The organism is Acidovorax sp. Leaf160 (assembly GCF_001424265.1).
Lineage (GTDB): Bacteria > Pseudomonadota > Gammaproteobacteria > Burkholderiales > Burkholderiaceae_C > Paracidovorax.
Genome location: NZ_LMOV01000026.1, coordinates 98,973 through 124,792, shown reverse-complemented (window position 1 = coordinate 124,792; position 25,820 = coordinate 98,973). Strand labels below are relative to the sequence as shown.

General features: G+C 72.1%; 20 protein-coding genes. 12 read left to right on the top strand and 8 right to left on the bottom strand.

Going from position 1 to position 25,820, the window contains the following annotated elements; all coding sequences use genetic code 11:
* Positions 1 to 37: 37 nt before the first annotated feature.
* Both ASF94_RS17020 and ASF94_RS17015 read left to right on the top strand, forming a co-directional pair.
* Positions 38 to 2,191, top strand: a complete 2,154-nt coding sequence (locus tag ASF94_RS17020; RefSeq protein ID WP_235505411.1) for a DUF2868 domain-containing protein — start codon at positions 38 to 40, stop codon at positions 2,189 to 2,191.
* 270 nt (positions 2,192 to 2,461) lie between these two features.
* Positions 2,462 to 4,372 (top strand): phosphatase PAP2 family protein, encoded by a 1,911-nt coding sequence (locus tag ASF94_RS17015; RefSeq protein ID WP_056669421.1) that lies wholly within the window; start codon positions 2,462 to 2,464, stop codon positions 4,370 to 4,372.
* Positions 4,373 to 4,489: 117 nt separating this feature from the next.
* Here ASF94_RS17015 and ASF94_RS17010 read toward each other — a convergent pair whose 3' ends face one another.
* Positions 4,490 to 6,196 carry an MFS transporter gene (locus tag ASF94_RS17010; protein ID WP_056669148.1) on the bottom strand — a complete coding sequence of 569 codons (1,707 nt, stop codon included), beginning with the start codon at positions 6,194 to 6,196 and terminating at the stop codon, positions 4,490 to 4,492.
* Between the two features lie 289 nt (positions 6,197 to 6,485).
* Positions 6,486 to 7,415 (bottom strand): LysR substrate-binding domain-containing protein, encoded by a 930-nt coding sequence (locus ASF94_RS17005; RefSeq protein ID WP_056669145.1) that lies wholly within the window; start codon positions 7,413 to 7,415, stop codon positions 6,486 to 6,488.
* 164 nt (positions 7,416 to 7,579) lie between these two features.
* On the opposite strand from ASF94_RS17005, the gene gtdA reads away from it, so the two are divergent.
* The 7 genes from gtdA to ASF94_RS16970 all read left to right on the top strand — a co-directional run bounded on the left by gtdA (position 7,580) and on the right by ASF94_RS16970 (position 14,311).
* Positions 7,580 to 8,650 (top strand): gentisate 1,2-dioxygenase, encoded by a 1,071-nt coding sequence (gtdA, locus tag ASF94_RS17000; protein WP_056669142.1) that lies wholly within the window; start codon positions 7,580 to 7,582, stop codon positions 8,648 to 8,650.
* A gap of 161 nt (positions 8,651 to 8,811) precedes the next feature.
* Complete coding sequence (locus ASF94_RS16995) at positions 8,812 to 9,510, top strand: fumarylacetoacetate hydrolase family protein (RefSeq protein ID WP_056669139.1); 699 nt, start codon at positions 8,812 to 8,814, stop codon at positions 9,508 to 9,510.
* Between the two features lie 18 nt (positions 9,511 to 9,528).
* Positions 9,529 to 10,170, top strand: a complete 642-nt coding sequence (gene maiA / locus ASF94_RS16990; RefSeq protein ID WP_056669418.1) for a maleylacetoacetate isomerase — start codon at positions 9,529 to 9,531, stop codon at positions 10,168 to 10,170.
* A gap of 110 nt (positions 10,171 to 10,280) precedes the next feature.
* Positions 10,281 to 11,606, top strand: coding sequence for an MFS transporter (locus tag ASF94_RS16985; RefSeq protein WP_056669136.1), 1,326 nt, complete (start codon positions 10,281 to 10,283; stop codon positions 11,604 to 11,606).
* Between the two features lie 101 nt (positions 11,607 to 11,707).
* The gene (locus tag ASF94_RS16980; RefSeq protein WP_056669133.1) at positions 11,708 to 12,667 is read left to right on the top strand and encodes a helix-turn-helix domain-containing protein; all 960 of its coding nucleotides are present in this window, start codon (positions 11,708 to 11,710) and stop codon (positions 12,665 to 12,667) included.
* Between the two features lie 106 nt (positions 12,668 to 12,773).
* Positions 12,774 to 13,502, top strand: a complete 729-nt coding sequence (locus tag ASF94_RS16975) for an alpha/beta fold hydrolase (RefSeq protein WP_056669128.1) — start codon at positions 12,774 to 12,776, stop codon at positions 13,500 to 13,502.
* A gap of 41 nt (positions 13,503 to 13,543) precedes the next feature.
* Positions 13,544 to 14,311 carry an OmpW family protein gene (locus tag ASF94_RS16970; RefSeq protein ID WP_082493372.1) on the top strand — a complete coding sequence of 256 codons (768 nt, stop codon included), beginning with the start codon at positions 13,544 to 13,546 and terminating at the stop codon, positions 14,309 to 14,311.
* On the opposite strand, the gene azu is transcribed toward ASF94_RS16970, so the two are convergent.
* The 4 genes from azu to ASF94_RS16950 form a co-directional block, all read right to left on the bottom strand.
* Positions 14,299 to 14,862, bottom strand: a complete 564-nt coding sequence (gene azu / locus ASF94_RS16965; RefSeq protein ID WP_056669125.1) for an azurin — start codon at positions 14,860 to 14,862, stop codon at positions 14,299 to 14,301. The two genes, ASF94_RS16970 and azu, sit on opposite strands and share 13 nt — an antisense overlap.
* A gap of 87 nt (positions 14,863 to 14,949) precedes the next feature.
* A complete protein-coding gene (locus tag ASF94_RS16960; protein ID WP_056669123.1) occupies positions 14,950 to 15,750 on the bottom strand; it encodes an ABC transporter ATP-binding protein in 801 nt (266 codons plus the stop codon).
* Positions 15,747 to 16,850 (bottom strand): iron ABC transporter permease, encoded by a 1,104-nt coding sequence (locus ASF94_RS16955; protein WP_056669120.1) that lies wholly within the window; start codon positions 16,848 to 16,850, stop codon positions 15,747 to 15,749. The genes ASF94_RS16960 and ASF94_RS16955 overlap by 4 nt, the downstream gene beginning before the upstream one ends.
* A complete protein-coding gene (locus ASF94_RS16950; RefSeq protein WP_056669118.1) occupies positions 16,847 to 18,046 on the bottom strand; it encodes an ABC transporter substrate-binding protein in 1,200 nt (399 codons plus the stop codon). The genes ASF94_RS16955 and ASF94_RS16950 overlap by 4 nt, the downstream gene beginning before the upstream one ends.
* Before the next feature lie 182 nt (positions 18,047 to 18,228).
* Here ASF94_RS16950 and ASF94_RS16945 point away from each other — a divergent pair, with 182 nt between their 5' ends.
* Positions 18,229 to 18,975: a response regulator gene (locus tag ASF94_RS16945; protein WP_056669114.1), complete on the top strand. Its 747-nt coding sequence runs from the start codon at positions 18,229 to 18,231 to the stop codon at positions 18,973 to 18,975.
* Positions 18,972 to 20,492, top strand: a complete 1,521-nt coding sequence (locus ASF94_RS16940; protein ID WP_082493371.1) for an ATP-binding protein — start codon at positions 18,972 to 18,974, stop codon at positions 20,490 to 20,492. The genes ASF94_RS16945 and ASF94_RS16940 overlap by 4 nt, the downstream gene beginning before the upstream one ends.
* Positions 20,493 to 20,674: 182 nt before the next feature.
* Here the strand turns inward: ASF94_RS16940 and ASF94_RS16935 are convergent, their stop codons facing one another.
* Complete coding sequence (locus tag ASF94_RS16935) at positions 20,675 to 22,183, bottom strand: aldehyde dehydrogenase family protein (RefSeq protein ID WP_056669110.1); 1,509 nt, start codon at positions 22,181 to 22,183, stop codon at positions 20,675 to 20,677.
* A 127-nt stretch (positions 22,184 to 22,310) separates the two neighbouring features.
* On the bottom strand, positions 22,311 to 24,434 hold the full coding sequence (locus tag ASF94_RS16930; RefSeq protein WP_056669107.1) for a PQQ-dependent dehydrogenase, methanol/ethanol family: 2,124 nt from the start codon (positions 24,432 to 24,434) through the stop codon (positions 22,311 to 22,313).
* 174 nt (positions 24,435 to 24,608) lie between these two features.
* On the opposite strand from ASF94_RS16930, the gene ASF94_RS16925 reads away from it, so the two are divergent.
* Positions 24,609 to 25,805: a helix-turn-helix domain-containing protein gene (locus ASF94_RS16925; protein ID WP_056669103.1), complete on the top strand. Its 1,197-nt coding sequence runs from the start codon at positions 24,609 to 24,611 to the stop codon at positions 25,803 to 25,805.
* Positions 25,806 to 25,820 lie beyond the last annotated feature (15 nt).

The following is a 25,820-nucleotide window of genomic DNA, read 5'->3' as shown; positions in this document are numbered from 1 at the left end:
TGCATCAAGCGCTGTTAGCTATCAAAAGGTGAGCAACGTGTCCCACAGCCTGCCCGTGACCGAACCCCAGCTGCGCGCCGTGCTGCTCGCGCAGTCCATCGAGCAGGCCGGCGCCGTCAGCCCGCCCGAGCTGGACGAAGCCCTGCGCCAGGCCGTGGCGGGCGCCCGCCAGCGCGGCGTGGAGCGCCTGCAGGTGGGCGACGTGGTGCAGGCCCGTGCGCAGGCCCTGGTGGACCGCGCCGGGGGCCGCGACCCCGCCATCGCCGCGCTGGCCCAGCCCAGCGTGCGCCTGCGCTGGCTGGGGCGGCTGCTGCCCGTGGCGGCGCTGCTGGCGGGGCTGGCGATCGACCGGATCGCCAACGCCCACCGGGTGGATCTGCTCTCGCCCCCGCTGCTGCTGGTGCTGGGATGGAATCTGGTGCTCTACGCGCTGCTGGCCTGGCGCGGGCTGCGGCGCCGGGCTGCTGCGCCGCAGCCACCGGCCAGCGCAGCGGCAGTGCCGCCCACCGAGCTGCCGATGGCGCTGCGGGGTTGGGCCCGGTCCCTGCTGGCGGGCGGGCAGGCGGCACCGGGTGTGCGCCCCCGTCGCCTCGCGGCACGCGTGGCGGCCGACTTCCAGCGCCGCTGGTTCACCGCCACGGCGGCCCTGTTCGGCCAGCGGCTGGCGCGGGTGCTGCACCTGTGCGCGGCGGCCTGGGGCGCGGGCATCGCGCTGTCGCTGCTGCTGCGCGGGCTGGTGGTGCGCTACCAGTTCGGCTGGGAGAGCACCTTTCTCGACGTGCCCCAGGTGCACGCCATCACCAGCGTGCTGTTCTGGCCGTTGACCGCGCTGTTCGGGCTGCAGCCCTTCTCGCCGCAGGAGATCGCCGCCACGCAGAACTTCGCCGGCACGGGCGCAGAAGGCAGCCGCTGGGTCTGGATGTACGTGGGCCTGCTGCTGCTCGTCGTGGTGCTGCCCCGGCTGGCGCTGGCCGCCTGGGCGCGCTGGCGCGAAGGCCGGCTGGTGCGCGCGCTGCAACTCGACCCGGGCGAGGGCAGCTTCGACGCGCTGCGCGCTGCGTTGCCCATCGACTGGCGCATCGGGCTGGTGGGGGCCAGCGCTGCAGAGGCCCAGGCGGCCCGCGCGTTGGCGGCCCGCCATGCGCAAGGCGGCGGCGCCGACACCCTGCGCTTTGCCGAGCCCCCGCCGCTGCCCGCAGGGGCTGGCGGCACGGGTGGCACGGATGGCACGGGCGGCGCGCCGATGGGCGCCGAGAGCGCTGGCGCGCCCGTCGATGCCGTCGTCCTGCTGGCCGACGCGCCCGTACCGCCGGCCTGGCACGGCGCGCCCCACACCCTGCTGCCGTGGGCGCAGTGGGGCGAGAGCTGGGTGCTGGAGCCGGCGCTGTTCGACCGCCTGGCGCCCCTGCTGCCACCGGACCGCCGCGCCGCGCTGGAACGCGTGCGCCAGGCCTGGCAGGCGCACAACACCGATCGTTTCGACCGCGCGCTGCAGGCGGTGGCGCGGCATGTGGCGGCCTGCGGTGCCCTCGGCTCCGGCGATGAAGCCGCCGCGCGGTACGCCGCGCATCTGCAGACGCTCGACGCGGCGCTGCGCGAACTGCACGGCCTGCCGCCGGCGGCCGCCACGGGCGCCGCTGCGCAGCCCGGTGCCGTGGCGGCCCCCGCCGCCGACCGCAGGGACCGTGTGGCGCTGGCGGTGGGCACCTCGGCCGGTGCGGCCGCCGGTGCCGCCGCCGGCGCCAAGGCCGGGGCGCTGATCGACATCGGCACGGGCGGGCTGACGCTGGGCGCAGGCACGGCCCTGGGCGCGCTGCTGGCGGGCACCACGGCCTGGGCGCTGGGGGCGCTGCGCAAGAAGCAGACCGCAGGCGAGGTGCTGCGCCAGGCGGTGGAAACGGCCTGCACGCACTACCTCGTCATCGCCCACCACGCGCGCGTGCCGCAGGACGACGCGCCCGACCTGGCCGCGCGCTGGCGGGCCGAGATCACCGGGACGGTCGCGGCCCACTGGGAGGCGCTGGCGCGCGCACTGCGGCCGGGCGAGCCACCTGGCCCGGCAGCGACCGCCCCGTCTGCCGCACCCGACCCGGCGCAGCCGCCGGGGCAGGCCCAGGCCCGGGCGCAGGCGGTCGAGCCCCTGCTCCGCACCGTGCTCCACGGCGTCCTGCGGCGCAGCTTCGCGGTGTGAGGGCGCGGCAGCAGAAGAAAGCGGTGCAGCAGCGCCCGCCGATTCGGCATGCGAGGCGCTGGGAATGAATCGGCTGGTGGCGTGATGCGGCCTGCGGGGCGCGGCGCGCGTTGTCACGGACGGGTCACGCAGCCCCACTAAGGTGCCTCCCTTTGCTTGTCCCCACGGTGGCCTTTCATGCCTTCTTCGGCTTCTCTTTTCTCCGCTGAGTCGCGCCCCGCGCAATCGGCGGTGTCGCTCTTGGCCGTCCGCGCGCTGCGCGTGGCGCTGATGCCCGCGCTGCTGGCGCTGTCCGCGTGCGGCGGCGGTAGCGGTGGCGGCAGTGACAGCGCAGCCCTGCCCGCAGCGCCTGCGGGCCTGGGCTTTGCCGAAACCGCGCCGGTGCCGGCCGTGCCCGCGTTCGTGGACAACGCCGCCACCAACCAGCGCGGCGATGCGCGCTACGCCACGGTCGACACCAATGCCGGCGTGCGCGTGCTGAGCGGCTTCCTCGACCTGTGGGAGCCCAGCACCCGCCTGGTCGATGCCGGCCAGACGGCCCCCGCGCGCGATGGCTTCCCGGCCGTTGCCGCCTCGAAGTGGTCCGGCATTCCCGGCGACGCCACCGATGGCGCCGTCAAGAGCGCGGCCTTCCAGGCCGAGAACGTGGGCTTCGTGGTGCGCACCACCGCCGCCCGCACGCCCGCGCAGGCCGAAGCCGCCTACTACGACGACCGGCGGGGCAAGAACTACAGCGTGACCGACGGCATGGGCCCGCTCACCGCCGCCTGGCGCCAGGCGGCGCGCCAGAGCACCACCATCACCGGCATCCCGGCCGACGCCGGCACGGTGCGCTACGACGACCAGGGCAACAACACCGGCGTGGGCGGCAGCGCCAATGCCGACTTCGGCCTGGCGATCGACTTCGTGAACAGCATGGGCAACAACGCCTCCACCGAGCCCGCCAAGCGCTTCTACAAATACGCCCGCCCCTGGCGCTGGAGCAGCAGCGTGCAGGTGGCGCCCACGCTGGAGCCGGCCAAGAGCGGCACGCCGGCCACCGACGGCGGCTTTCCGAGCGGCCATTCGGCCGAAGCCGTGCGCAACGCCGTCGCCATGGCCTACCTGGTGCCCGAACGCTTCCAGGAAATGCTCGCGCGCGGCCTGGAACTGGGCGAGATGCGCATCGTCGCCGGCATGCATTCGCCGATGGACGTGATCGGCGGGCGCCTGCTGGGCCAGGCCTCGGCGCTGGGCAACATCGCCGCCACCAGCCCCGACGCCCGCAAGGCCGCCCGCGCCCAGGCGCAGCAGACGCTGATGAAGGCCACCGGCGCGGCCACGCCCGAAGCCCTGATGGCCTTCGCCCATTCACAGGCCACCGCGCAGGACCGCTTCGCCGACGCGGCCGCCAACCGCAGCAACTACCGCCGCCGCCTGGTGTTCGGCTTTGCGCAGACGGGCGACACCACCCGTGCGGCGGTGGTGCCCAAGGGCGCCGAAGTGCTGCTGGAAACGCGCCAGCCCTACCTGAGCGACGCGCAGCGCCGCGTGGTGCTCAAGACCACCGCCCTGCCATCGGGTTACCCGACCATGGACGACGCCGAAGGCTTCGGCCGCCTGAACCTGCTGGCCGCCGGCGACGGCTACGGCGCCTTCAACGGCGACGTGGACGTGAGCATGGACGCCAGCCTGGGCGGCTTTCACGCGCTGGACGTCTGGCGCAACGACATCGCCGGCGCCGGCAAGCTGACCAAGCGCGGCAGCGGCACGCTGGCCCTGGCCGGCACCAACCGCTTCAGCGGCGGCACCGAACTGGTGGCGGGCACCCTGCGCGCCGACAGCGCCCAGGCCCTGGGCACGGGCGCCGTGTATGTGGGCGGCGGCACGCTGGCCGTCGGCGGCGCGGGCAGCACCGTGCAGTTGCAGGGCGGCTACGCGCAGACGGCGGCGGGCACGCTGCAGGCCCAGCTGGGCTCGGCCGATGCCGGCGCCATCGCCACGCCGGGCACGGCAGTGCTGGGCGGCACGCTGGTGATCGCCTTCCGCGCCGGCTTCGCGCCCAAGGTGGGCGACACCCTCACCGTGATCCGCGCGAAGGACGTGCAGGGCGAATTCGGCCAGATCGTCGTGCCGGGTTTCCGCGCCCGGGCGGTGTACGGCGCAGCCGGGCTGCAGGTGCTGCTGGTCGGCACGGCCTGAGGCGATGTGCATCGTTCATTCCCGCGCAGCCGTGCTGCGGCGGCGGGAATTCAGAGCGAAAACGGTCTCTCGCGCCCGTCAATCAAGCACACTGTGCTATTAAAACAATAGCAAACGTCACTCACCCTCGACCACGTAGCGCGACACCACGGGCGGGTTCTCTCCGGTGTGGAAGGCGAACTTGCGGTCGCGCAGCGACACGTCCGACGCAGTCGCGCGGCCGAAGCGGCGCAGGTGCTCGGTCCACGACTCGTCCACCACGCGCTCCACGTAGCGGCGCGGGTCGCTGATGTCGTGCTGCAGCGCCCAGCTCAAGGCGCCCTGGCGCAGCCGCGCGCGCCGGCTTTCCTGCATCACCGCCCGGAATTCCGCCGCCCGCGCCGGGTCGATGAAGTATTCGATCGACACCACCAGCCGCAGGCCCGCCTGCGGCGTGGTGGCCGCCTGCGGAGTCTTGAACGCGGTGGAGGGGCTCAGGTCTTCCTCCAGGCTGCGGTCCACCGCGGCGCGCTGCACCAACAGCATGCCCGCCGCGCCGGTCACCGCGGCGATCAGCAGGCTGGCGTGCACGCTGGTCATCGACGCCACCTGGCCCCAGAGCGCCGCGCCGGCGGCCGTCGCGCCCATCAGCGCCATCTGGTAGATCGACATGCCACGCGCCCGCACCCAGTTGGGCAGCGCCATCTGGGCCGACACGGTGAGCGAATTGGCCGTGGTGATCCAGGCGGCGCCGCCCACCACCATGGCCGGCACGGCCACGTAGACATTCGGCGCCACGGCCACCACGGCGGTGGCCGCGGCCTGCAGCAGCGCGCCCCGGCCGACCAGCGTCTCGCGCGCCATTGCCTGGCGCAGCCGCGGCAGGAACAGCGCCGCCACGATGGCGCCCGCGCCCATCGAGGCCAGCAGCAGGGTGAAGGTGCCGGCGCCGCCACCGTCCAGGTCGCGCGCCACCAGCGGCAGCAGCGCCAGCAGCGCGGTCGCATGCAAAAAGAACACGGCGATGCGCCAGAGCACGGCGCGCATGCGGGGCGATTCGCGCACGAACTGCACCCCCACGCGCATGGCGCTGGAGAGCCGCTCGCGCCCCAGCGGGTTGGGCGAGGGCGCGCGCTTCCAGCGCATGATGATGAAGCCCGCGATCACCGACAGCAGCGCGTTCAGCACGAACACCCACGCGCTGCCCGCGCTGGCGATGATGGCGCCCGCCAGCAGCGGGCCGATGATGCGCGACGCGTTCATCGCCACGCCGTTGAGCGCCAGCGCCGCGGGCAGCTGCTCGCGGCTGACCAGCTCCGGCACGATGGCCGCGAACACCGGCCAGCGCATCGCCAGGCCGATGCCGTTGGCAAAGGTGAGCAGCAGCAGCAGGTGCGCCGTCATGCCCCCCGCCAGAATGGCCACGCACAGCACCAGCGCCACGGCGGCCACCCAGAACTGCGTGGCGATGAAGTAGCGGCGCCGGTCCAGGATGTCCGCCAGCGCCCCGCTGGGCAGGCCCAGCAGGAAGACGGGCAGCGTGGACGCCGTCTGCACCAGGGCCACCAGCACCGGCGACGTGGTCAGCGTGGTCATCAGCCAGGCGGCGGCCACGTCGTTCATCCACATGCAGGTGTTGGCCGTGAGCCAGGTGATCCACAGCATGCGGAACACCGGCACCGACAGCGGCCCGAACGGCGAGAGCGAGGCGCGCTGGGCGGCGCTGCGCTGCAGCTCGGCCGCAGCGTCCGCCTCGGCGGCGGACGCGGTGCGCGCGGCGGCAGGGGCGGCGGCCGTTTCGTCAGGGGTGGGAAGGGGGCTGGGGTGGTGGGGCGGCAAGGGCATGTGCGGTCGATTTTGCGGGAGACTGGCGCGGCGTGCCACCCAGCGGGGCGCCGCGCGGCGGCCCTACGGTGGGCCTGGCTGCCGCCCGGGGGGCGGAGAGCGGGGCTGTCATTACCGGAGGGCCGATGCTGCCTTGCGCGCCCTGTGGAAGGCCTTCGCGGATCGATGCCGGAGGGCGGCGCTGGCCCATGGGCGACCCGCCAGATCGGGCCCGGCCCGTACAGCGGAATCCGGCGTCACGCCGCCGTGCGGAATCGCCCCGGCGCGCGCTGCCGGCCGCACGCCGCCCTCACGACACCGGCCCCGCCACTTCGCGCAGCGCCCGCAGCATGCTCGCCACCGCCGTGCGGTCGGTGGTGTTGGCGCGCCAGTACATCGACACCGAGCCGAAGCCCGCGAGCCGCACGGGCAGCACCCGCAGCGCGTTCATCTGCGAGAAGCGCAGCGCCGCGCGGTGCGAGGCCAGGCCGATCATGTCGCTGTGGCCGAGCAGGGTGAGGTTGATGGTGACGGAGTTCGATTCCACGCTGCCTGCCGGCAGCGCATGGCCGGCGGCGGCGAGGGCGCTGTCCAGCGCGTGGCGGATGGGCGTGCCGCGCGGCCAGACCAGCCAGCGCCAGTCCATCAGGTCGGCCCATTCCAGCGGACTGCCTTCGGCGCGCTGGGCCAGCAGCGGGTGCTGCGGGCGCACCACCAGATGGATGGGCTCCATGTAGAGCATCTCGGCCTGGATGTGCGCATCGTGCAATTCGGGCGCGGACCGGCCCACCACCACGTCCAGCTCGCCGTGGGCCAGCTGCTGCATGAGCACGTTCATGGTGCTCTCGGCCAGGCGGATCTGCGCGCGCGGCAGCCACTCCAGCAGGCGCAGCACGGCCATCGGCACCACGTCGGAGGCCGAGGCGCCCGAGGTGCCCACGACCACCAGTCCGCTGCCGCCGTCGCGCAGGGCCTGCATGTCGTCGCGCGCGCTGTCCAGGTGGGCCTCGATGCGGCGGGCATGCGCGATCAGGGCCTCGCCCTGGGGCGTGGGCCGCAGGCCGCGCGCGTGCCGCTCGAACAGCACCATGCCCAGGTCGTCCTCCAGCTCCTTGAGCCATTTGGAGAGCGCGGGCTGCGCCGTGTGCAGCTGCTGCGCCGATTGGCTCATGTTGCGGGTCTGCGCGAGGCTGAGGAGCATCTGCAGCTGGCGCAGCCGCAGGCGGTGGGTCCAGTCCATGGGTCGGTCCATCCTGAAGAGGTATATCCAAAAAGCTATGGATAAGACCAATAAATGATTTTACGGAGTATCGCTGCGGTCCAATAATTTCTCCATGCCCCCTGGAATGCCCGTTCCAGGACCGAAGACGGCATCGACCGTCCGCCCTTCGCAGGAGACAACGCATGGACACCGCCACCCAGGCTGCTCGACCCACCATCACCGCCGACCGCCAGGCGTACTACGACCGCATCGCCGGCCACGGCATGGCCCCGCTGTGGGAATCGCTGCACAGCCTGGTGCCGCGCGAGCCGCGCCCGCAGGCCGTGCCCGCCTTCTGGAAATGCGACGACGTGCGCCCGCTGGTGATGCAGGCCGGCGAGGTCATCAGCGCCGAAGAGGCCGTGCGCCGCGTGCTCATCCTGGAGAACCCGGGCTTGGCCGGCCGCTCCAGCATCACCTCCACGCTGTACGCGGGGCTGCAGCTGATCCTGCCGGGCGAAGTGGCGCCCAGCCACCGCCACACGCAGTCGGCGCTGCGCTTCATCGTGGAAGGCCAGGGCGCCTACACGGCCGTCAACGGCGAGCGCACCACCATGCACCCGGGCGATTTCATCATCACCCCGTCGTGGACCTGGCACGACCACGGCAACCCCGGGGTGGAGGAGGGCGGCGAGCCCGTGGTCTGGCTCGACGGCCTGGACATTCCCCTGATCGGCCATCTGGACGCGGGCTTCGCCGAGAACTACCCCGAGGCCGTGCAGCCGGTGAACCGCGCCGAAGGCCACAGCTTCGCCACCTTCGGCCACAACATGGCGCCCGTGCGCCACCGCGCGGCGGACTCGGCCTCGACCTCGCCGATCTTCAGCTACCCCTACGACCGCAGCCGCGAGGCGCTGGACCGGCTGTTCCGCCAGGGCGAGCTCGATGCCTGGGACGGCGTGAAGCTGCGCTACGTGAACCCCGCCACCGGCGGCTGGCCCATGCCCACCATGGCCACCTTCCTGCAGCTGCTGCCCTCGGGCTTCCAGGGCCGCACCTACCGCAGCACCGACGCCACCGTGTTCAGCGTGGTCGAAGGGCAGGGCACGGCGCGCATCGGCGGCAGCACCTTCCAGTTCGGCCCGCGCGACACCTTCGTCGCCCCGTCGTGGGCGCCGGTGCAGCTGGCCGCCACGCAGGACGCGGTGCTGTTCAGCTATTCCGACCGGCCCGTGCAGGTGGCGCTCGGGCTCCACCGCGAACACCGCATGTGACGGGGCGCGGTCCACAGGGCCTCTCCGGCGGCGTTGCCGCAACTTGCCGTGGCGCTGCCACTGTCTGCGATGCGGCGCCTTGCCTTAAAGGCTCTGTGGACCGCTTGCGAACGTGACCCTGCTTCCCCTTTGAACGATTCATTCCCAGAAAGAAAAACACCATGGCCTTCGTTTTCCCTGCTCCTCCTACTGTGGCCGTGCCTGTCGTGGGCACGCCGGATGCCTTCGCCGTGCGCCGCGTGTACTGCGTGGGGCGCAACTACGCGGCCCATGCGAGGGAGATGGGGTTCGATCCGGACCGCGAGCCGCCGTTCTTCTTCTGCAAGCCGGCCGATGCGGTCATCCCGGTGGCCTATGGCGAGACGCTGCGGCTGCCGTATCCGGTGCGCACCGACAACTTCCACTACGAGGCGGAGCTGGTCGTCGCCATCGGCAAGGCCGGCAGCGACATCCCGCGTGAGCAGGCGCTGGAGCATGCCTGGGGCTATGCCGTGGGCCTGGACATGACCCGCCGCGACCGGCAGATGGAGATGCGCCAGGCGGGCCGCCCGTGGGAGATCGGCAAGGCCTTCGATGCCTCCGCGCCCATCGGCCCGATCCACCGCGCCAGCGACGTGGGCCATTTCGAGCAGGCCGGCCTCTGGCTCACCGTGAACGGCGCGGACCGCCAGCGCAGCGACGTCACGCACCTGATCTGGTCGGTGGCCGAAACCATCGCGGACCTCTCCACGTACTTCCGCCTGGAGCCGGGTGACCTGATCTACACCGGCACGCCCGAAGGCGTGGGCCCGGTGGTGCGCGGCGACCGCATGGTGGTGGGCGTGGAGCGCCTGGGCGAGCTGGTGGTGTACGTGGTCTGACGATCGATGGGCTCCGCCATGCAGCTCTACAGCTTCTTCAACAGCTCCACCTCGTACCGGGTGCGCATCGCACTGGCGCTCAAGGGGCTGCCGGCCGACTACCACGGCGTGAACATCCGCACCGGCGAGCACCGCGCGGCGGACTATGCCGAACTGAACGCCGCACGCGTCGTGCCCACGCTGGTGGACGGCGATTTCACGCTGGGCCAGTCCATGGCCATCCTCGACTACCTGGACCAGCGCCATCCCGAGCCCCGGCTGATCCCGACCGAGCCCCGCCTGCGCGCCCGCGTGCTGGAGCTGGCGAATGTGATTGCCTGCGACATGCACCCGGTGAACAACCTGCGCATCCTAAAATACCTGCAGGGCCCGCTGGCCCTGAGCGCGGCGCAGAAGGACGCCTGGTACGCCCACTGGGCCGCCGAGGGCTTTGCCGCCGTGGAGCAGTTGCTGGTGCGGCATGGCGGCCCGGGCCCCTGGTGCTTCGGCGACGCGCCCACGCTGGCCGACGTGTGCCTGGTGCCCCAGGTGGCGAACGCCCTGCGCGCGGGATGCGACCTCACCCCCTATGCGCGCGTGATGGCCGTGCACGCGCATGCCGAGCAGCACCCCGCCTTCATCGCGGCACGGCCGCAGGCGCAGCCGGACTACCAGCCATGAGTTGACGCGGCAGCCCCACGGGGCCTGAGATCCGTTGGCCAGGGTGGGACACACCACCCGGCACCGGCGGGCCGGGCCTTCCATCCCCCAAAAAAATGGAGAGAGACACAATGACCCCATCCATGGCCGCCGGCATTCCGGCGGCAGACCGCGCCGCCTTCGGGCCGCTGCAATTGCGCGTGACGCTGCTGTGCGCCATCGTCGCCATGCTCGACGGCTTCGACACCCAGTCCATCGCCTACGTGGCGCCGCGCATCGCGGAAGACTGGGGCCTCAAGGCGTCCGAGTTCGGCCCCATCTTCGCGGCGGGCCTGTTCGGCCTGATGGCCGGCGCCTTCCTGCTCAGCCCGGTGGCCGACCGCTGGGGCCGCAAGAAGGTGATCCTGCTGTCCACATTCATCTTCGGCCTGTTCGCGCTGCTCACCGCGTGGGCCACCAGCATGAACGAGCTGCTGGCCTACCGCTTCATCACCGGCGTGGGCCTGGGTGCGGCCATGCCCAACATCATCGCGCTCACCAGCGAATACGCGCCGCAGCGCCTGCGCGCCACGCTGGTCACGGTGATGTTCTGCGGCTTCCCGCTGGGCTCCACGCTGGGCGGGCTCATCTCCAGCTGGCTCATCGCGCGTTTCGATTGGCACTCGGTGTTCGTGCTGGGCGGCGTGCTGCCCCTGCTGCTGCTGCCGGTGCTGGCCCTGCTGCTGCCCGAATCGCTGCGCTACCTGGCCGCCAGCGGCGCGGCGCCTGCGCGCTACGAACCCATCGCGCGCAGCGCCTACCCCGGCGAAGACCCGGCCACGGTGATGGCCGGGCTGCGCGGCGAGGCGGCTGGCGTGCAGGCCGGCTTCTCGGTCTTCGAGCTGTTCCGCCATGGCCGCCTGCACACCACCGTGCTGCTCTGGCTGGCCTTCTTCATGAACCTGCTGGTCATGTACTTCCTGGTCAACTGGCTGCCCACGCTGCTGAAAAGCGCCGGCCTGCCGCTGGAAAAGGCCATCCTCTCCACCGCCATGCTCAACCTGGGCGGCGTGGTGGGTGCGCTCGTGCTGGGTCGGCTCATCGACCGCTTCAGCGCCTACACCGTGCTGGGCGCGGCCTACGCCGCCTCGGCCGGCTTCATCGCGCTGATCGCCTTCAGCGGGCAGAACCTCACGGGCCTGCTGGCCGGCGCCGCGCTCTCGGGCTTCGGCGTGATGGGCGCGCAGATCGGCTGCAACGCGCTGGCCGCCGCCATCTACCCCACCCACATCCGCGCCACCGGTGTGGGCTGGGCGCTGGGCGTGGGCCGCATCGGCGCCATCGTCGGCCCGCTGGCGGGCGGCGCGCTGCTGGCCGCGGCCTGGGCGCCGTCCTCCATCATCCTGGTGGCGGCCGTGCCCGCGGTGATGGCGGCCGTGGCGGTGCTGCTGCTGGGGCGCGTGCGGCGCGGCACGTGATGGCGACGTGATAGGGATGGCCCGGAGGCCGCCCACTGCCGAGCCGGCATAGCATCCCTGGCAAAGACATTCCCACAGCGGCCCACCGCACCGGACACGCCATGCACGACGGCCTTCGCACCTGGACCACCGACGCCGTTCCCCCCGCGCAGCGGGCCGACTACTGGGTCGGCGCCGTCTGCGACTGCTTCCTCGACATGGAGGTCGAGCCCGGCCAGCGCCACGCGTTCTCGGCCACGCTCACCTCCATGCCCTGCGGCGGCCTGCGCATCAACCGAGTGAGCGGCAGCGGGCAGCGCGTGCGCCGCACGCAGCAGGCCATCCGCCGCAGTGACGGCGACAACTTCTACTACCTGCTCTGCAAGGACTCCGCGCCCTGCCACGTCGCGCAGGCAGACGCCGGCGCCGCGCGCCTGCTGCCCGGCGACCTGGCCCTGGTCGATTCGCGCCGCTGCTACCTGCTGGACTTCCCGGACGTGGTGGACACCGTCTCCATCCAGATCCCGATCGGCTGGCTGGACACCTGGCTACCCGCCGCCGACCCGTGGCTGGGCCGCCGCGTGGACGGCTCCGCCGGCTGGGGCCGGGTGCTGAGCGCCTATGTGAACCAGTTGCAGGCCGAGACGCCCGACCGGCTGGGCGCGCTGCAGGCCGAGCACCTGGGCGGCCTGCTGTCGCTGGCCTGCGGCGCGGTGCCGCCTGAGCCGCCGCGCCCGGGCCTCCTGCAGCGCATCGAACAGTGCGTGCGCGAGCGCTTCTGCGAGCCCGGCCTCACCGCCGCCGACGTGGCCCATGATGTCGGCGTCTCGCTGCGCACGCTGCACCGCGCGCTGTCGTCGGGCGGCACCACCTTCGCGGTGCTGCTCCTGCGCGAGCGCATGGCCGTGGCCCAGCGCATGCTGCATACGCCCTCGCACCGGCACCTGACGGTGGCGGAGATCGGGCGGCGCGCGGGCTTCCTGGACCCATCGCATTTCGCGCGCGCCTGCCGGCAGTGGTGCGGTCGCACGCCCGCGCAGGAGCGGTGCGCGGGCGTGGTGGGCGCAGCGGCGCGCCGCTGAACCCGTCCGCCTGGCATCCAGCGTCCGCCACGCTGGCACGCATCGGCCATCCGCGGCCCCAGCGCCGGGCCACCATGGGTCTCCCACCACACAAGGAGACAACGACATGGCGGACACCTACGTACTGGTCCACGGCGCCTGGCACACGGGCGAAACGCTGGAGGCCACGGCCGGGCACCTGCGGGCGCGCGGCCACACCGTGCACTGCCCCACGCTGCCGGGCAACCGCCCCGGCGACGGCACGGCCCCGCTGGGCCTGCAGGACGCGATCGACGGGCTGGTGCAATTCCTGGAATCGAACGACCTGAGAGACGTGCGCCTCGTCGGCCACAGCTACGGCGGCATGCTGCTCTCCGGCGCGGCCGACCGCGTGCCCGAGCGCATCCGGCGGCTGGTCTACGTGAACGCCTTCGTGCCGCTGCCCGGCGAATCGCTCGCCGACATGGCGCCGCCCTACTACCGCGCGATGTTCGAAAACATCGCTGCCGCGAACGGCGGCGGAGTGCAGCTGCCGTTCGAGGTCTGGCGCGAATCCTTCATCAACGACGCCGATGCGGAGCTGGCGCGCAGCACCTATGCGCTGCTGCACCCGCAGCCGCTGCGCTGCCTGACCGACCCCATCGCCCTCGCGCAGCCCACCGCCGCGCTGGCGCTGGGCAAGTCGTACCTGAACTGCCGGGAGGACACCGCGCTGCCGCAGAGCCTGCCCTGGCACCCGCGCCTGTCGGAGCGGCTCGGCCTGTTCCGCTACGTGGAGGCGGGCGGCAGCCACGAGGCGCTGTTCACCGACCCCGAAGGCTTCGCGCGCGGCATCGAGCGCGCGGGGCGGGACTGAGCCGCACGGCATGACACCGACACCCTTCAGGAGACGACACCATGCAAGCCATCGCACGCCCCTCACGCGTCGCCGTTGCGGCCTTCGCCACCGCAGCCACGGCCGGCAGCCTCATCGCCGCGCCGTCCGCCCAGGCACAAGCACCAACGCAGCCGCAACCACCCGCACAGGCCGCACAGGCCGCACAGGCTGCAACATCGCGCACGCCGTCGGCGGACCTGTCCGCACCGTCCCCCTGGCGCATCTATGCGGGCGCCGCGCACATCGGCTTCAGCACCTCGGCCGAAGTGCGTGCCGGCGGCCAGCTGGTGCCCGGCGCCGACGCCCGGGCGGATTCCAACAACAGCCTCGCCTTCGGCGCCATCTACGACTTCCACCCGGGCTGGAGCGCCGAAATCGCCCTGGGCCTGCCGCCCACCACCGCCCTCAAGGGCACCGGCACCCTGGCCGGCGCGGGCACGCTCGGCAAGGTGAAATACGGCCCCGCCGTCCTTTCCGTGCGCCGCCAGCTCTGGGAAGACGGCCCCGTGCGCCCCTACATCGGGGCGGGCATCAACTACACCCTGGTGCTCGAATCCCGCGACGGCTTCGTGTCGAACCTGGATGTGAAGAATGGCGTCGGCCCGGTGCTGCAGGCCGGCTTCGAGGTGCCGATCGATGCGCGCTGGAGCTTCTTCGTCGATGCCAAGAAGATCTGGCTCAAGACGACCGCGACAGGCACGCTGCCGGCGCTGGGCGGGGCGCCCGCGCATGCCAAGGTGCGGCTGGATCCGCTGGTGGTGACGGCCGGGGTGAGCTACCGGTTCTGAGCCGCGGCCAGCGACGGCCCGGCCGGCACGGCTGCGTCCACCAGCACCAGCTGGCCCCGCATGGGTTCGGCATGGGTGGGGAACGAGCAGTAGTAGGTGTACTGCTCGCCGGCCTTCAGCCGTGCGACCGGGAAGCTGACCGATGCGTGTTCTCCGCCCGACAGCATCTGCGTGGCCGCGATCACGCGCGCGTCGCCGCGCGGAACCCAGGCCCGGTCCGGCCCGGCCTGCATGCCGCTCGCGATGACGGCGTCGATGTCGGCGGAGCGGGCCAGCACCCAGTTGTGGCCGGCCTGCTGCCAGGGCTTTCGGCCGGTGTGGACCAGGTGCACGGTGAACAGGTCGCAGCGGCTGCTGACCCGTATTTCCTGCGTGCTGAACCGCTTGCCGGGCTGGCCTTCGATGAACGCTTCGCACGGGCCTGGCGTTGCCGTGGCGGCCGGGTGATGGGCGTGGCCTGGCTGGCCCTCTGCGGCGAAGGATGCGGCGCCGAGTGCCGCTGCGGCGAGCGCCGAGCGCAGAAGGAGAGAGCGGGAGATCGGTGACGACATGGGATGACTCCTGATGGGACGGGGAAAGGGGACGAAGAGAAAGAACGAAAGACGGGGCGCAAGGCCATCGGCGTCTGCCGGAGGCAGTCAGCGGGTGCTGAGCCCGTCCACGATGACCTGCGGCAGCCCGCGTGAGCAGCGCTCCACCCGCGCCTGCACGCCATAGACGCGGGCCAGCAGCGCCGGGTCGATGGCTTCGGCCGGCGGCCCGTCGGCCATGCGCTGGCCGTCGCGCAGCACCAGCACGCGGTCGGCATGGCGCAGGGCGATGCCCAGGTCGTGCAGCACCACCAGCGTGACCATGCGGTGGCGCGCGGTTTCCTCGCGCACCAGCGACATGACATGGAACTGGTGGTTGAGGTCGAGCGCGGAAAGCGGCTCGTCGAGCAGCAGCACCTGCGGCTGGCGGATCAGCGCCTGGGCCAGGCCGGCCAGCTGCGCCTGCCCGCCGGAGAGCTCGTCCAGGTGCCGCATGGCCAGGTGATCGATGCCCAGGCGCTGCAGCAGCACGGCGCCCTCCTGCACGGCGCCCTCGGCGCGCAGGCCGTCGCCGGCGCGTGCGTCGTGGGGCGAGGCATTGCGTGCGGCCAGCAGCGATTCGATGACGCGCAGGTGCACGGCCGCCGGCAGCGCCTGGGGCAGGTAGACGATGCGGCGCGCGCGCTCGGCCAGGCTGGCGCGCTCGAGCGCCTGGCCCTCCAGGCTGACGCTGCCGCCCGAGCGCACCAGCCCTGCCAGGGCGCGCAGCAGCGTGGACTTGCCGCTGCCGTTGGGCCCCAGCACCGCCGTCACGGTGCCCGGCTGCAGCGTGGCCAGGGTGAGGCCGCCGATCACCCGGCGGCGGCCATAGGCCACGCTCAGGTCCGCGATGTGCAGCCCGGCGCTCATGCGCGCCCCCGCGTGCGCAGCACGATGGCCAGGAAGAAGGGAATGCCCACCAGCGACGTGACGATGCCTACGGGAATGACCACGCCGCCGATCAGCGTCTTGGAAGCGACGGAGGCCAGCGACAGCACCAGCGCGCCGGTGAGGGCCGCGGCCGGCAGGTAGAAGCGGTGGTCGTCGCCCACCAGCCGGCGCGCGATGTGCGGTGCCACCAGCCCGATGAAGCCGATGCTGCCCACGAAGGCCACCGACAGCGCGGCCAGCAGGCTGATGCGCAGCAGCGCGCCCAGGCGCAGCCGGCGCACGTCCACGCCGAAGCTCGCGGCGCGGTCCTCGCCCAGCCGCAGGGCCGTCAGGCGCCAGGCGTTGGCCAGCGAGAACGGCACCACCACGGCCAGCGCCACGGCCAGCACCGCCAGCTTGGGCCAGGTGGCGCGCGAGAGGCTGCCCATGGTCCAGAACACCAGCCCCTGCAGCGCCTCGGCCGTGGCGACGAACTGCAGCAGCGATACCAGCGCATTGAAGCTGAACACCAGCGCGATGCCGAACAGCACCACGCCGGTGGCGCTCATCCCGCCCCAGCGCGCCACCAGGTCGAGCAGCAGCGCCGACGCCATCGCGAACAGGAAGGCATTGGCGGGCACCGCCCAGGCCGCGGGCACGCCGGGCAGGCTCCAGTCGAGCACGATGGCCAGCGCGGCGCCGAAGGCCGCGGCCGACGACAGGCCCAGGGTGAACGGGCTGGCCAGCGGGTTGGCGAGCACGGTCTGCATCTCCGCCCCGGCCAGGCCCAGCGCCAGGCCCACGGCCACGGCCATCAGCGCATAGGGCATGCGGATGTCCCAGACGATCACGCGCAGCGCGGGCGGCGCATGGGCCGCGTCCAGCAATGTCTCTCCCAGCTGCGCGAGGGAGAGGCCCGACGGGCCGGTCGTGAAGTCCAGCAGCAGCGCGGCCACGATGCCGGTGGCGAGTGCCGCCAGTACCAGCAGGCGCAGCCCGGCCAGCCGCCGGTAGGCCTGCTGCAGCGATGCCTGCGATGTGGTGTGGAGCGGTGGAACCGCCGGTGCGGTGGCGCCCTGCAAGCCTGCTATGGCGTTCATCGGACCGCGGCTCCGGCGGCGGGCTGCAGATCGCCCCAGTAGGCGCCGTGCAGCGGCAGCGCCTTCAGGAAGCGGCGGTTGATCTCGTCCTGCGTGGCCTGCGGATCGACGTCGGCGAAGCGGTCGGGATAGAACCACCGGGCCATGGCCTCGATGGCCAGGATGTTGGTGGGCGCGTCGTAGAAGTTGTGCCACAGGCCGTGGGCACGGCCCTGGCGCACGGCAGACAGCACCTCGAAACCCGGGCGCGCCGTGAGCGCCTGCAGGCTGGCCGACAGCTCGGCCGGTGCGACGCCCGCGCCGGCCCTGAGCATCAGTCGGTGGCCCTGCGGGCGGCTGCCGGTGGCGATGTAGACCCCGGGGTCCTCCGCGATCAGCGCTTCGAAGTGCAGATCGCCGATGGCGCCGGGCACCTTGCCGGCGGCCACGTTCACGCCGCCCGCGGCCTCGATGAATTCGGCCATGTTGCCCTGGCCGACCGTGTGGCAGCAGCCGTCCCACACGCCGGCCAGCAGCTCGGCGAAGACCCGCGGGCGCTGGGCGGGCGGGATCGCCTGCACGCGCGACCGCACGCGCTGCAGATGCTCTTCGTAGAAGCGCGCATAGGCCTCGGCCGCTGCCTCGCGATGGATCGCCCGGCCCAGGATGCGCATGCTGGCCGGCGTGTGCTGCACCGGCTGCGCGCGGAAGTCGATGAACACCACCGGCACGCCGGCCTTCTCCAGCTCCTTCACCAGCGCGTTCTGGCGCCCCGGGCCGTGGCCGCCCAGGCCGAAGATGGCGATGTCGGGGCGGGTGGAGACGCTCTGCTCCGAGCTCACGCTGTCTTCGGAGGTGCGCCCGATCACCGGGATGCGGTCGATCGCCGGGAAGCGCTGGCGGTAGTCCGCATAGCCGTTGGGGTCGGCGAAGGGCAGCTCGCCCTGCCAGCCGGCGATGCGCGCCAGTGGCTGGTCGCCTTCGATGAGCGCCAGGGCGTAGAGGAAGCGGCCTTCGCCCAGCAGGATGCGTTCGACCTTGTCGGGAACCGTGACCGTGCGGCCGACGATGTCGACGACGGTGTGCGCTGGCGCTGGCGATGGCGCGGCCAGGGCAGGAAGGCAGAGGGCGGCGCAGAGCGCGCCAGCCGTGCAGGCGCGCAGCAGCGCGCGGCGCACCAGGGGCGGCGGGGAGGCGGAAACAGGCAGGGAGGTCATGGCACAGGCCGCGTCAGGCGGGCGGGAAAACTAGAATGCAAATCGTTCCTATTGATGAAGCCTTGCACTCTAGTGAGCCAATCGACCGATCGGGCCCCGGCCCGGCGTCCGCATGCAATGCCATGTTGCAGAGCGGGCGTCCAACATATTCCATTACAAATCCGCACCTGCGGCGGGCCGGCATGAACGCGCCAGCGGGCACGGGAGGCGCACGCATCCTCGTCGTGGACGACGACGCCGAGATCCGGGAGCTGCTGTGCGATTACCTGCGCGCGGCCGGCCTGCGGCCTGCGGCCGTGGCCGAGGGCGAGGCCATGTGGCAGTGGCTGGCGCGGCACACGGCCGACCTGGTGGTGCTCGACCTCATGCTGCCCGGCACCGACGGCCTGGCGCTGTGCCGGGCGCTGCGCGAACGCACGCACATCCCGGTGGTCATGCTCACGGCGCGCGGGGCGCTGCTCGACCGCATCCTGGGGCTGGAGATGGGTGCCGACGACTACCTGCCCAAGCCCTTCGATCCGCGCGAGCTGCTGGCCCGCATCAACGGGGTGCTGCGGCGCGCGCGCCAGGTGCCCGCGCACCTGCATGAGCCCGAACTGGCGGCCACGCTGCGCTTCGCCGGCTGGTGCCTGGACGGGCGGGCGCGCCAGCTCGTGTCGCCCGCCGGAGTGGTGGTGGCACTCGCGCAGTCGGACTTCCGGGTGATGCAGGCGCTCGCGCAGAACCCGCACCGCACGCTCAGCCGCGACTACCTGGCCGAACACGCCTTCGGCAAGGAGCGTTCGGCGCTCGACCGCGCCGTGGACGTGTGCGTGAGCCGCCTGCGCCAGCACCTGGAAGACGACCCGCGCCAGGCGCGCCTGATCCGCACCGTGCGCAACGCGGGCTACCAGCTGGCCTGCGACGTGGTGGCGCAGCCGCAGCCATGAGCGGCCAGGCAGGCCCCCCGGGCCAGCGCGGCACCGCACCCCCGCCGGCGCCCGCGCAGCGGGGCTGGCTGCACCGCCTGCGGCAGCGGGCTGGACGCGCGCTCTGGCCGCAGACGCTCACCGGGCGCATCGTCGCCATCCTGGTGGCGGGCATGCTGGCCGCCCAGGCGCTCACCGGCACCATCTGGTGGGACATGCGGCGCGGCCAGCTGCTGGAGGTGCCGCTGCGCGTGGTGGCGGCGCGCGCAGCCGACACGTTCACGCTGCTGGCGTCGCTGCAGCTCCCGGACCGCGGTGCGGCGGTGCGCACGCTGGACTCGGCCCACTACCGCGTATCCCTGGTCGGCGACGACGAAGCGGCAGCACTGGCGGCGGCTGCCGTGCCAGCGGATGCCGTGCCCGATGCGGCGGCGCGCCGGATGGTGGCCGACGTGCTGGACCGGCGTGCGGGCGCGCCCGTGCCGCTGCACCTCCTGTCGGTGGAACTGCGCGGCGACGGCGGGCAGAGCGCCGCCACCGGCGCGCTGCTGACGGCGAGCGAGCCCGAGGCGCACGTGCACCTGCTGCTCGGCCTGGGCGCCGGCCAGTGGCTGCGGCTGCAGGCGCGCGAGGGCGAATCGGGCTACGCCGTGCGGCCCTACTCGGCACTGGCGGACTATGTGCTGCGCATCTACCTGCTGCGCATCGCCGTGGTGGTGGCCGTGGCGCTGCTGGCGGTGCGCATCGCGATGCGGCCCCTGGCGCGCATGGCCCGCGCCGCCGACGCGCTGGGGCGCGACCTGCAGAGCCCGCCGCTCGACACCCGCGGCCCGCGCGAAGTGCGCCAGGCCGCGCAGGCCTTCAACGCCATGCAGCAGCGCATCGCCGAGGGCGTGGCCGAGCGCACGCGTTTCCTCGCCGCCGTCTCGCACGATCTGCGCTCCCCGATCACGCGGCTGCGGCTGCGCGCCGAGATGCTGCAGCCCGAATCGCTGCGCACCAAGTTCCGCGCCGATCTGCAGGAGATGGAGAGCATGGTGACCGCCACGCTCGACGTGCTGCGCGGCGCCGACACCCCCGGCCCGCGCCAGAGTGTGGACATCGACGCCCTGGTGGGCAGCCTGGTGCAGGACCTGCACGAATCCACGGGAGTGGCCATCGCGGTGCATGGCGCGGCGCAGGCGCCGTTGCCCGGCTATGCGCAAAGCCTGCGCCGCTGCCTGCAGAACCTGCTGGAGAACGCCTTGCGCCATGCCGGCAACGCAGCGGTCCACATCGAGGAGGCGCCCGGGTTGCTGGTCGTCACCGTTCGCGACGACGGCCCCGGCATCGCCGCGGCGCATCTGCCGCATGTGCTGGAGCCCTTCTACCGCGCCGAGGGTTCGCGCAATGCGGACTCGGGCGGTTTCGGGCTGGGCCTCGCGATCGCCGATGCCGTGGCGCGGGCGCACGGCGGCCGGCTGCAACTGGCCAACCGCCCGCAAGGCGGGCTCGATGCGCGCCTGGAGCTGCCGCGAGGGCCGTCGGCCCGGGCGTGACGGGCCTGCCTAGCCAAAGGCGAGGCAGGTGGCCACGGCACGAACGTGGCAAGCGAACGGTGCCGCTGGCGCACGGCGGCACCGCGTTCTCGGCGGGGCCACGGGCCGGCGCCACGGTGCTCCGCCAGATGGCTTTCCGCTCCCACGCAGCCTGCCGCCCGGCACGCAGTGCGCCACGCCTGTCAAAGCTGGATGAATACCGACTTGGTCTCCAGGTAGCTGTCCAGCGCCGCACGGCCCAGATCGCGGCCGAAGCCCGACTGCTTGTAGCCGCCGAAGGGCATGCCCGGGTCGAGCGTGCTGTGGCAGTTGACCCAGACGGTGCCCGCCTGGATCTTGGGGATCAACCGGTGCACCTTCGACAGGTTGTTGGACCAGATGCTGGCACCCAGCCCGAAGGGCGTGTCGTTGGCCCGGGCAGCGACTTCGTCGAGGTCGTCGTAGGGCATGGCCACGAGCACCGGGCCGAAGATCTCCTCGCGCGCCACGCGATGGTCCGGCTGCACACCGGTCAGCACCGTGGGCTGCACGAAGTAGCCGCGCTGGCCGGCGCGGCCGCCGCCCGTCACCACCTCGGCGCCCTGGCTGCGGCCGATGTCGATGTAGCCGCACACGCGTTCCATCTGCTCTTGCGACACCAGCGGCCCCATCTGGGCGCCGGGGTCCAGGCCATGGCCCAGCGTGAGCTTGGCAGCATGGTCGGCCACGTCGGCGACCACACGGTCGAACATCTTCTTGTGCACGTACAGCCGCGAACCCGCGCAGCAGACCTGGCCGTGGTTGAAGAAGATCGCATTGGCCGCGCCGGCCGCCGCCGTGGCCGGGTCGCAGTCGTCGAGCACGATGACGGGCGACTTGCCGCCCAGCTCCAACGTGACGCGTGTCATGTTGTCCATGCAGGCATGGCCGATGAGCTTGCCGACTTCGGTGGAGCCGGTGAAGCTGACCTTGTTGACCAAGGGGTGCGACACCAGGGGCGCGCCGGTGCCCGGGCCATCGCCCGTGATCACATTGACCACGCCGGGCGGGAAGCCTGCCTCCTGCACCAGTTCCGCCAGCATCAGCGCGGTCAGCGGTGTCTGCTCCGCGGGCTTGAGCACGATGGTGCAGCCGGCGGCCAGTGCGGGGCCGATCTTCCAGAGGGCCATGAGCAGCGGGAAGTTCCACGGCACCACTGCGGCCACCACCCCCACCGGTTCGCGCCGGGTGTAGGTGAACATCTGTGCGTCGGGCGCGAAGGGCACATTGTGTTCGCGCGTCAGGCCATCGATCTTGGTGGCCCAGCCCGCCATGTAGCGCAAGGAGTCGATCGCCATGTTGAGGTCCACCGCACGGGCGATGGCGGCCGACTTGCCGTTGTCCAGCGACTCGACCTCGGCGAGTGCCTGGGCATGGGTCTCGATCAGGTCGGCCAGCCGCAGCATCAGCCGCTCCCGGTCCACCGGCCGCATGCGTCCCCAGGGGCCTTCATGGAACGCGCGATGGGCTGCGCGGACCGCCCGGTCCACATCCTGCGGGCAGGCATTGGCGACCTGGGCGATCACGGCTTCGGAGGCGGGGTTGACGGTGGTCAGCCGCTGGCCGCTGTGCGCCGCGCTCCATTGGCCGTCGATGAAGAGATCGTGCGTGCCCCGCTGGAGGAAGGCGCTGGCGCGTTCGCTGAGCAGGTGGTGGATGTCGCTGAGGTCCATAGGGTGCTCCGTGGCGTGTGGAAGGGAAAGGGTGGAGGGAAAGGAGGCCGCCCCCCGCTGGCATGGGGCCGGCGGGACCCGCCGGGGCGTTCGGCGAATGGGGGGCGGAGCGCCGGAAGGGCTTGGCTTATTTGGTGCGGATCGCGTCGGCGGTACCCTGGATGAAGGCCTTGATCTTTTCCACGTCGTCCATGCTCAGCTTGCCGGTGAAGTCGGGCATGCCGCGCGAGGTGGCCGGGCCCTTGAAGATGAACTTGTCCAGATGCTCGATGTAGGCCGGATCGAGATAGCCCAGGTTGGGCAGGTTGCCACCGCGATCCACACCCGGCACGCCGTGGCAGAAGGCGCAGTTGCTCACGTAGAGCGCCGTGCCCTCGGCCACCAGCTTCTTGTCGTAGGGCACGCCCTGCAGCAGCTTGCCTTGCTGGTAGGCGACGAAGGCCGGCGCCTCGGCCTTGCCGTCCAGCGCGAAGGTGTAGACGGTGCCGGGGCCCTTGCGCTCGGTGGCGCGTGCGGCCAGGCCATAGACACCGCCCCAGCCCACGGCGATGGAGACGTATTGCCGGCCATCGACCTCGTAGGTGACGGGAGCCGCGACCACGCCCGTGCCGGTGGGCTTCTCCCAGAGCTTCTTGCCATTGCGCGCGTCGTAGGCCACGAAGCGCCCGTCGGCCGTTCCCTGGAACACGAGGTTGCCCGCCGTGGTCAGCGTGCCGCCGTTCCAGGGCGACACCTGCTCCACGCGCCAGCGCTCCTTCTGCGCCACCGGGTCCCATGCGATGAGACGGCCGAACGGCGTGCTCTTGGGAGGCTCTGTATTGACGAACTTGGCCGTGTTCCAGCCGATGCCGCTGTGGGGCTCGAACTTGGAGTCGCCGTTGAACGTCCAGTTCTTGTTGTCCTGCAGGGTCAGCGGCACATGCTGCGCCGGCAGGTAGGCCAGGCCCGTGGCAGGGCTGAATGACATGGAGTGCCAGTTGTGGGCGCCAAAGGGTCCCGGAATGGCGTCATAAGGCTTGCTGCCGTCGCGGGCCGCTAGCAGCTCGATGGGCCGGCCGTTCTGGTCGTAGCCGCTCGCCCAGTTCACGTCGACGAAGTTCTTTGCCGAGATGAATCGGCCATTGGTGCGGTCGATCACGAAGAAGAAGCCGTTCTTCGGCGCATGCAGGAGCACCTTGCGCGGTTTGCCGGCGATCTTCAGGTCGGCCAGGATGATCGATTGGGTGGAGGTGTAGTCCCAGTTGTCGCCCGGCGTCTCCTGGTAGTGCCACACGTACTCGCCCGTGTCGGGATTGAGCGCCACGATGCTGGCCAGATACAGGTTGTCGCCGCCGGCCGGGCTGCGCTTGGAGTGCGCCCAGGGCGAGCCGTTGCCCGTGCCGATGTACAGCAGGTTTAGTTCCGGGTCGAAGGCCATGGAATCCCAGGCCGTGCCGCCACCGCCCGATTCCCACCACTTCCCGGCCGGGTCCCAGGTCTTCGCGGCCTGGGCCATGGCGTCGTTCTCGAAGGGCTTGGAGGGGTCGCCCGGCACGGTGAACCAGCGCCACTGCTGCGCGCCGGTGTCGGCGTCGTAGGCGGTGACATAGCCGCGCACGCCGTACTCGGCGCCGCCGTTGCCGATCAACACCTTGCCCTTGATGACGCGCGGCGCGCCGGTGATGGTGTAGGGGCGGCTGCGGTCGATGATGGTGTCCTGCTCCCAGGCCTTCGTGCCCGTGGCGGCGTCGAGGGCGACCAGGCGGCCGTCGAAGGCGCCGACGAACACCTTGCCCCGGTAGACCGCCACGCCCCGGTTGACCACGTCGCAGCAGCCCTTGAAGCCGATCGAGCGGTCCACGCCGGGGTCGTAGGTCCAGAGGCGCTTGCCCGTGCGCACGTCGATGGCATGCACCACGCTCCAGCTGGCCGTCACGTACATGACGCCGTCCACGATGACCGGCGTGGCCTCGACGCCGCGCGTGGATTCGAGGTCGTAGGACCAGACCAGGCCCAGCCGCTTCACGTTGGCCGTGTCCAGCTGCTGGAGCCGCGAGAAGCGCGTCTCGGCATAGTCCAGGCCATAGCTGGGCCAGTCCCGGGTGGTGCGCGCATTGGCCTCGATGAAGCGGCCGTCCACTTGCGCCACGGCGTTGCGCGGGCGCTCTGGCGATCCCTTGGCGGGGGCTGGTGCCTGGGCGAACCCTGCGCCCGGCAAGGTCAGCGTCATCGCAATGGTCAACAGGGTGGCTGGGAGCCGCGGTTTCATCATGGGGTGTCCTCCGTATGGTCTGCTTGCCGTGTGCAGGGGGCGGCGCCGGCAGCCTGCGGCGCCATGGACGCCAACGATAGAAAAGGCCTTCGATCGCAGCAACACTCGGATTTACCCGGGGGCGTTTCTGTACCGCCTCGGAACAACATCGCCCCATTTCCAGAGCGCCGCCGCATGCACCGTCCGCCCTCCACCCTGCCGCTGTCCAATCCCTTCTATGCCACGCGCCAGGATCGGGTGATGCTGGCCCGCGAGCGGTACTTCGAGCGTGGAGAAAGTCCTGCCGGCCTGGTGCCCGAGCATGTGGTGCAGTCGTGGGAGCGCTGCCTGGGCGCGCACCGCGATCCGGGCGAGACGATCAGCTTCGATCCGGTCAGCAAGGTCCGGATAGCCACCCTGCTCACCCACAACCGCGCGCTGCTCGAAGCCGCGCAGGACCCCATCGCCGAGCTGGAAGCCGTGATCGCCGGCAGCCAGGCGCGTGCCGTCCTCACCTGCAGCAAGGGGGTGGTGCTGATGACCTCGCGCCCCACCGCGGGCGACGGCCCGGTGCTGTTGTCGGCGGCCCGGGTGGGCGTGAACATCGCCGAAGACGCCATCGGCACGGGCGCGCCCGGCGTCGCGACCCGCATCGGCGAGGTCTGCCATGTGCGTGGGGGCGAACACTTCTTTCGCTGCATGGCCTCGCTGCACTGCACGGCCGCGCCCATTCGCGACGCCCGGGGGCGCACGGTGGCCATGCTCGACCTGAGCAGCGAGGCGGGGCCGTTCCGCTTCGATGCGCCCGCCATGGCGCACCTGTACGCGACCAGCATCGAGAACCGGCTGCTCGTCGGCACGGCGCACCTGCACCTGCTGCTGCGCTTCCAGGTCAGCCGCAGCATGTTCCACACACCGCTGGAGGGGCTGGCCGCCGTGGACGGCGACGGCCATGTGTGCTGGTTCAACGGGGTGGGTGCCCAACTGCTCGATCGGGCGCGTCGTCCAGAGGAAGGGCTCGCGGCGGAGGAGGTGTTCGGTCTCTCCCTGCGCCACCTGCTGGCGTTGGCCCGCCACGGGGAGGCGCGGCCGCACTGCCTGCCGACCGGGCTGACCCTGTGGGTGCAGGCGCATCTCGATGAGCGCGAAGACGTGCCAGCGGTGAGGGAAGACCGCGACGCCGTGCCCTGGGAGGGCCCGCAGGAGGCGGGCAACGGCGCTGCTCCGGCCGATGCGACGGCGGGCCGTCCGCAATCGCTGGAAGCCGCCAGCCGCAGCGCCATCGAGCAGGCGATGGCGCAGTGCGAGGGCAACATCTCGCGCGCTGCGCGCCTGCTGGGAGTGTCGCGCGGGCTGCTGTACCGGCGCTTGCGGGAGTGGGGGCTGTCCTAGCGCTCGTCGCGGCCG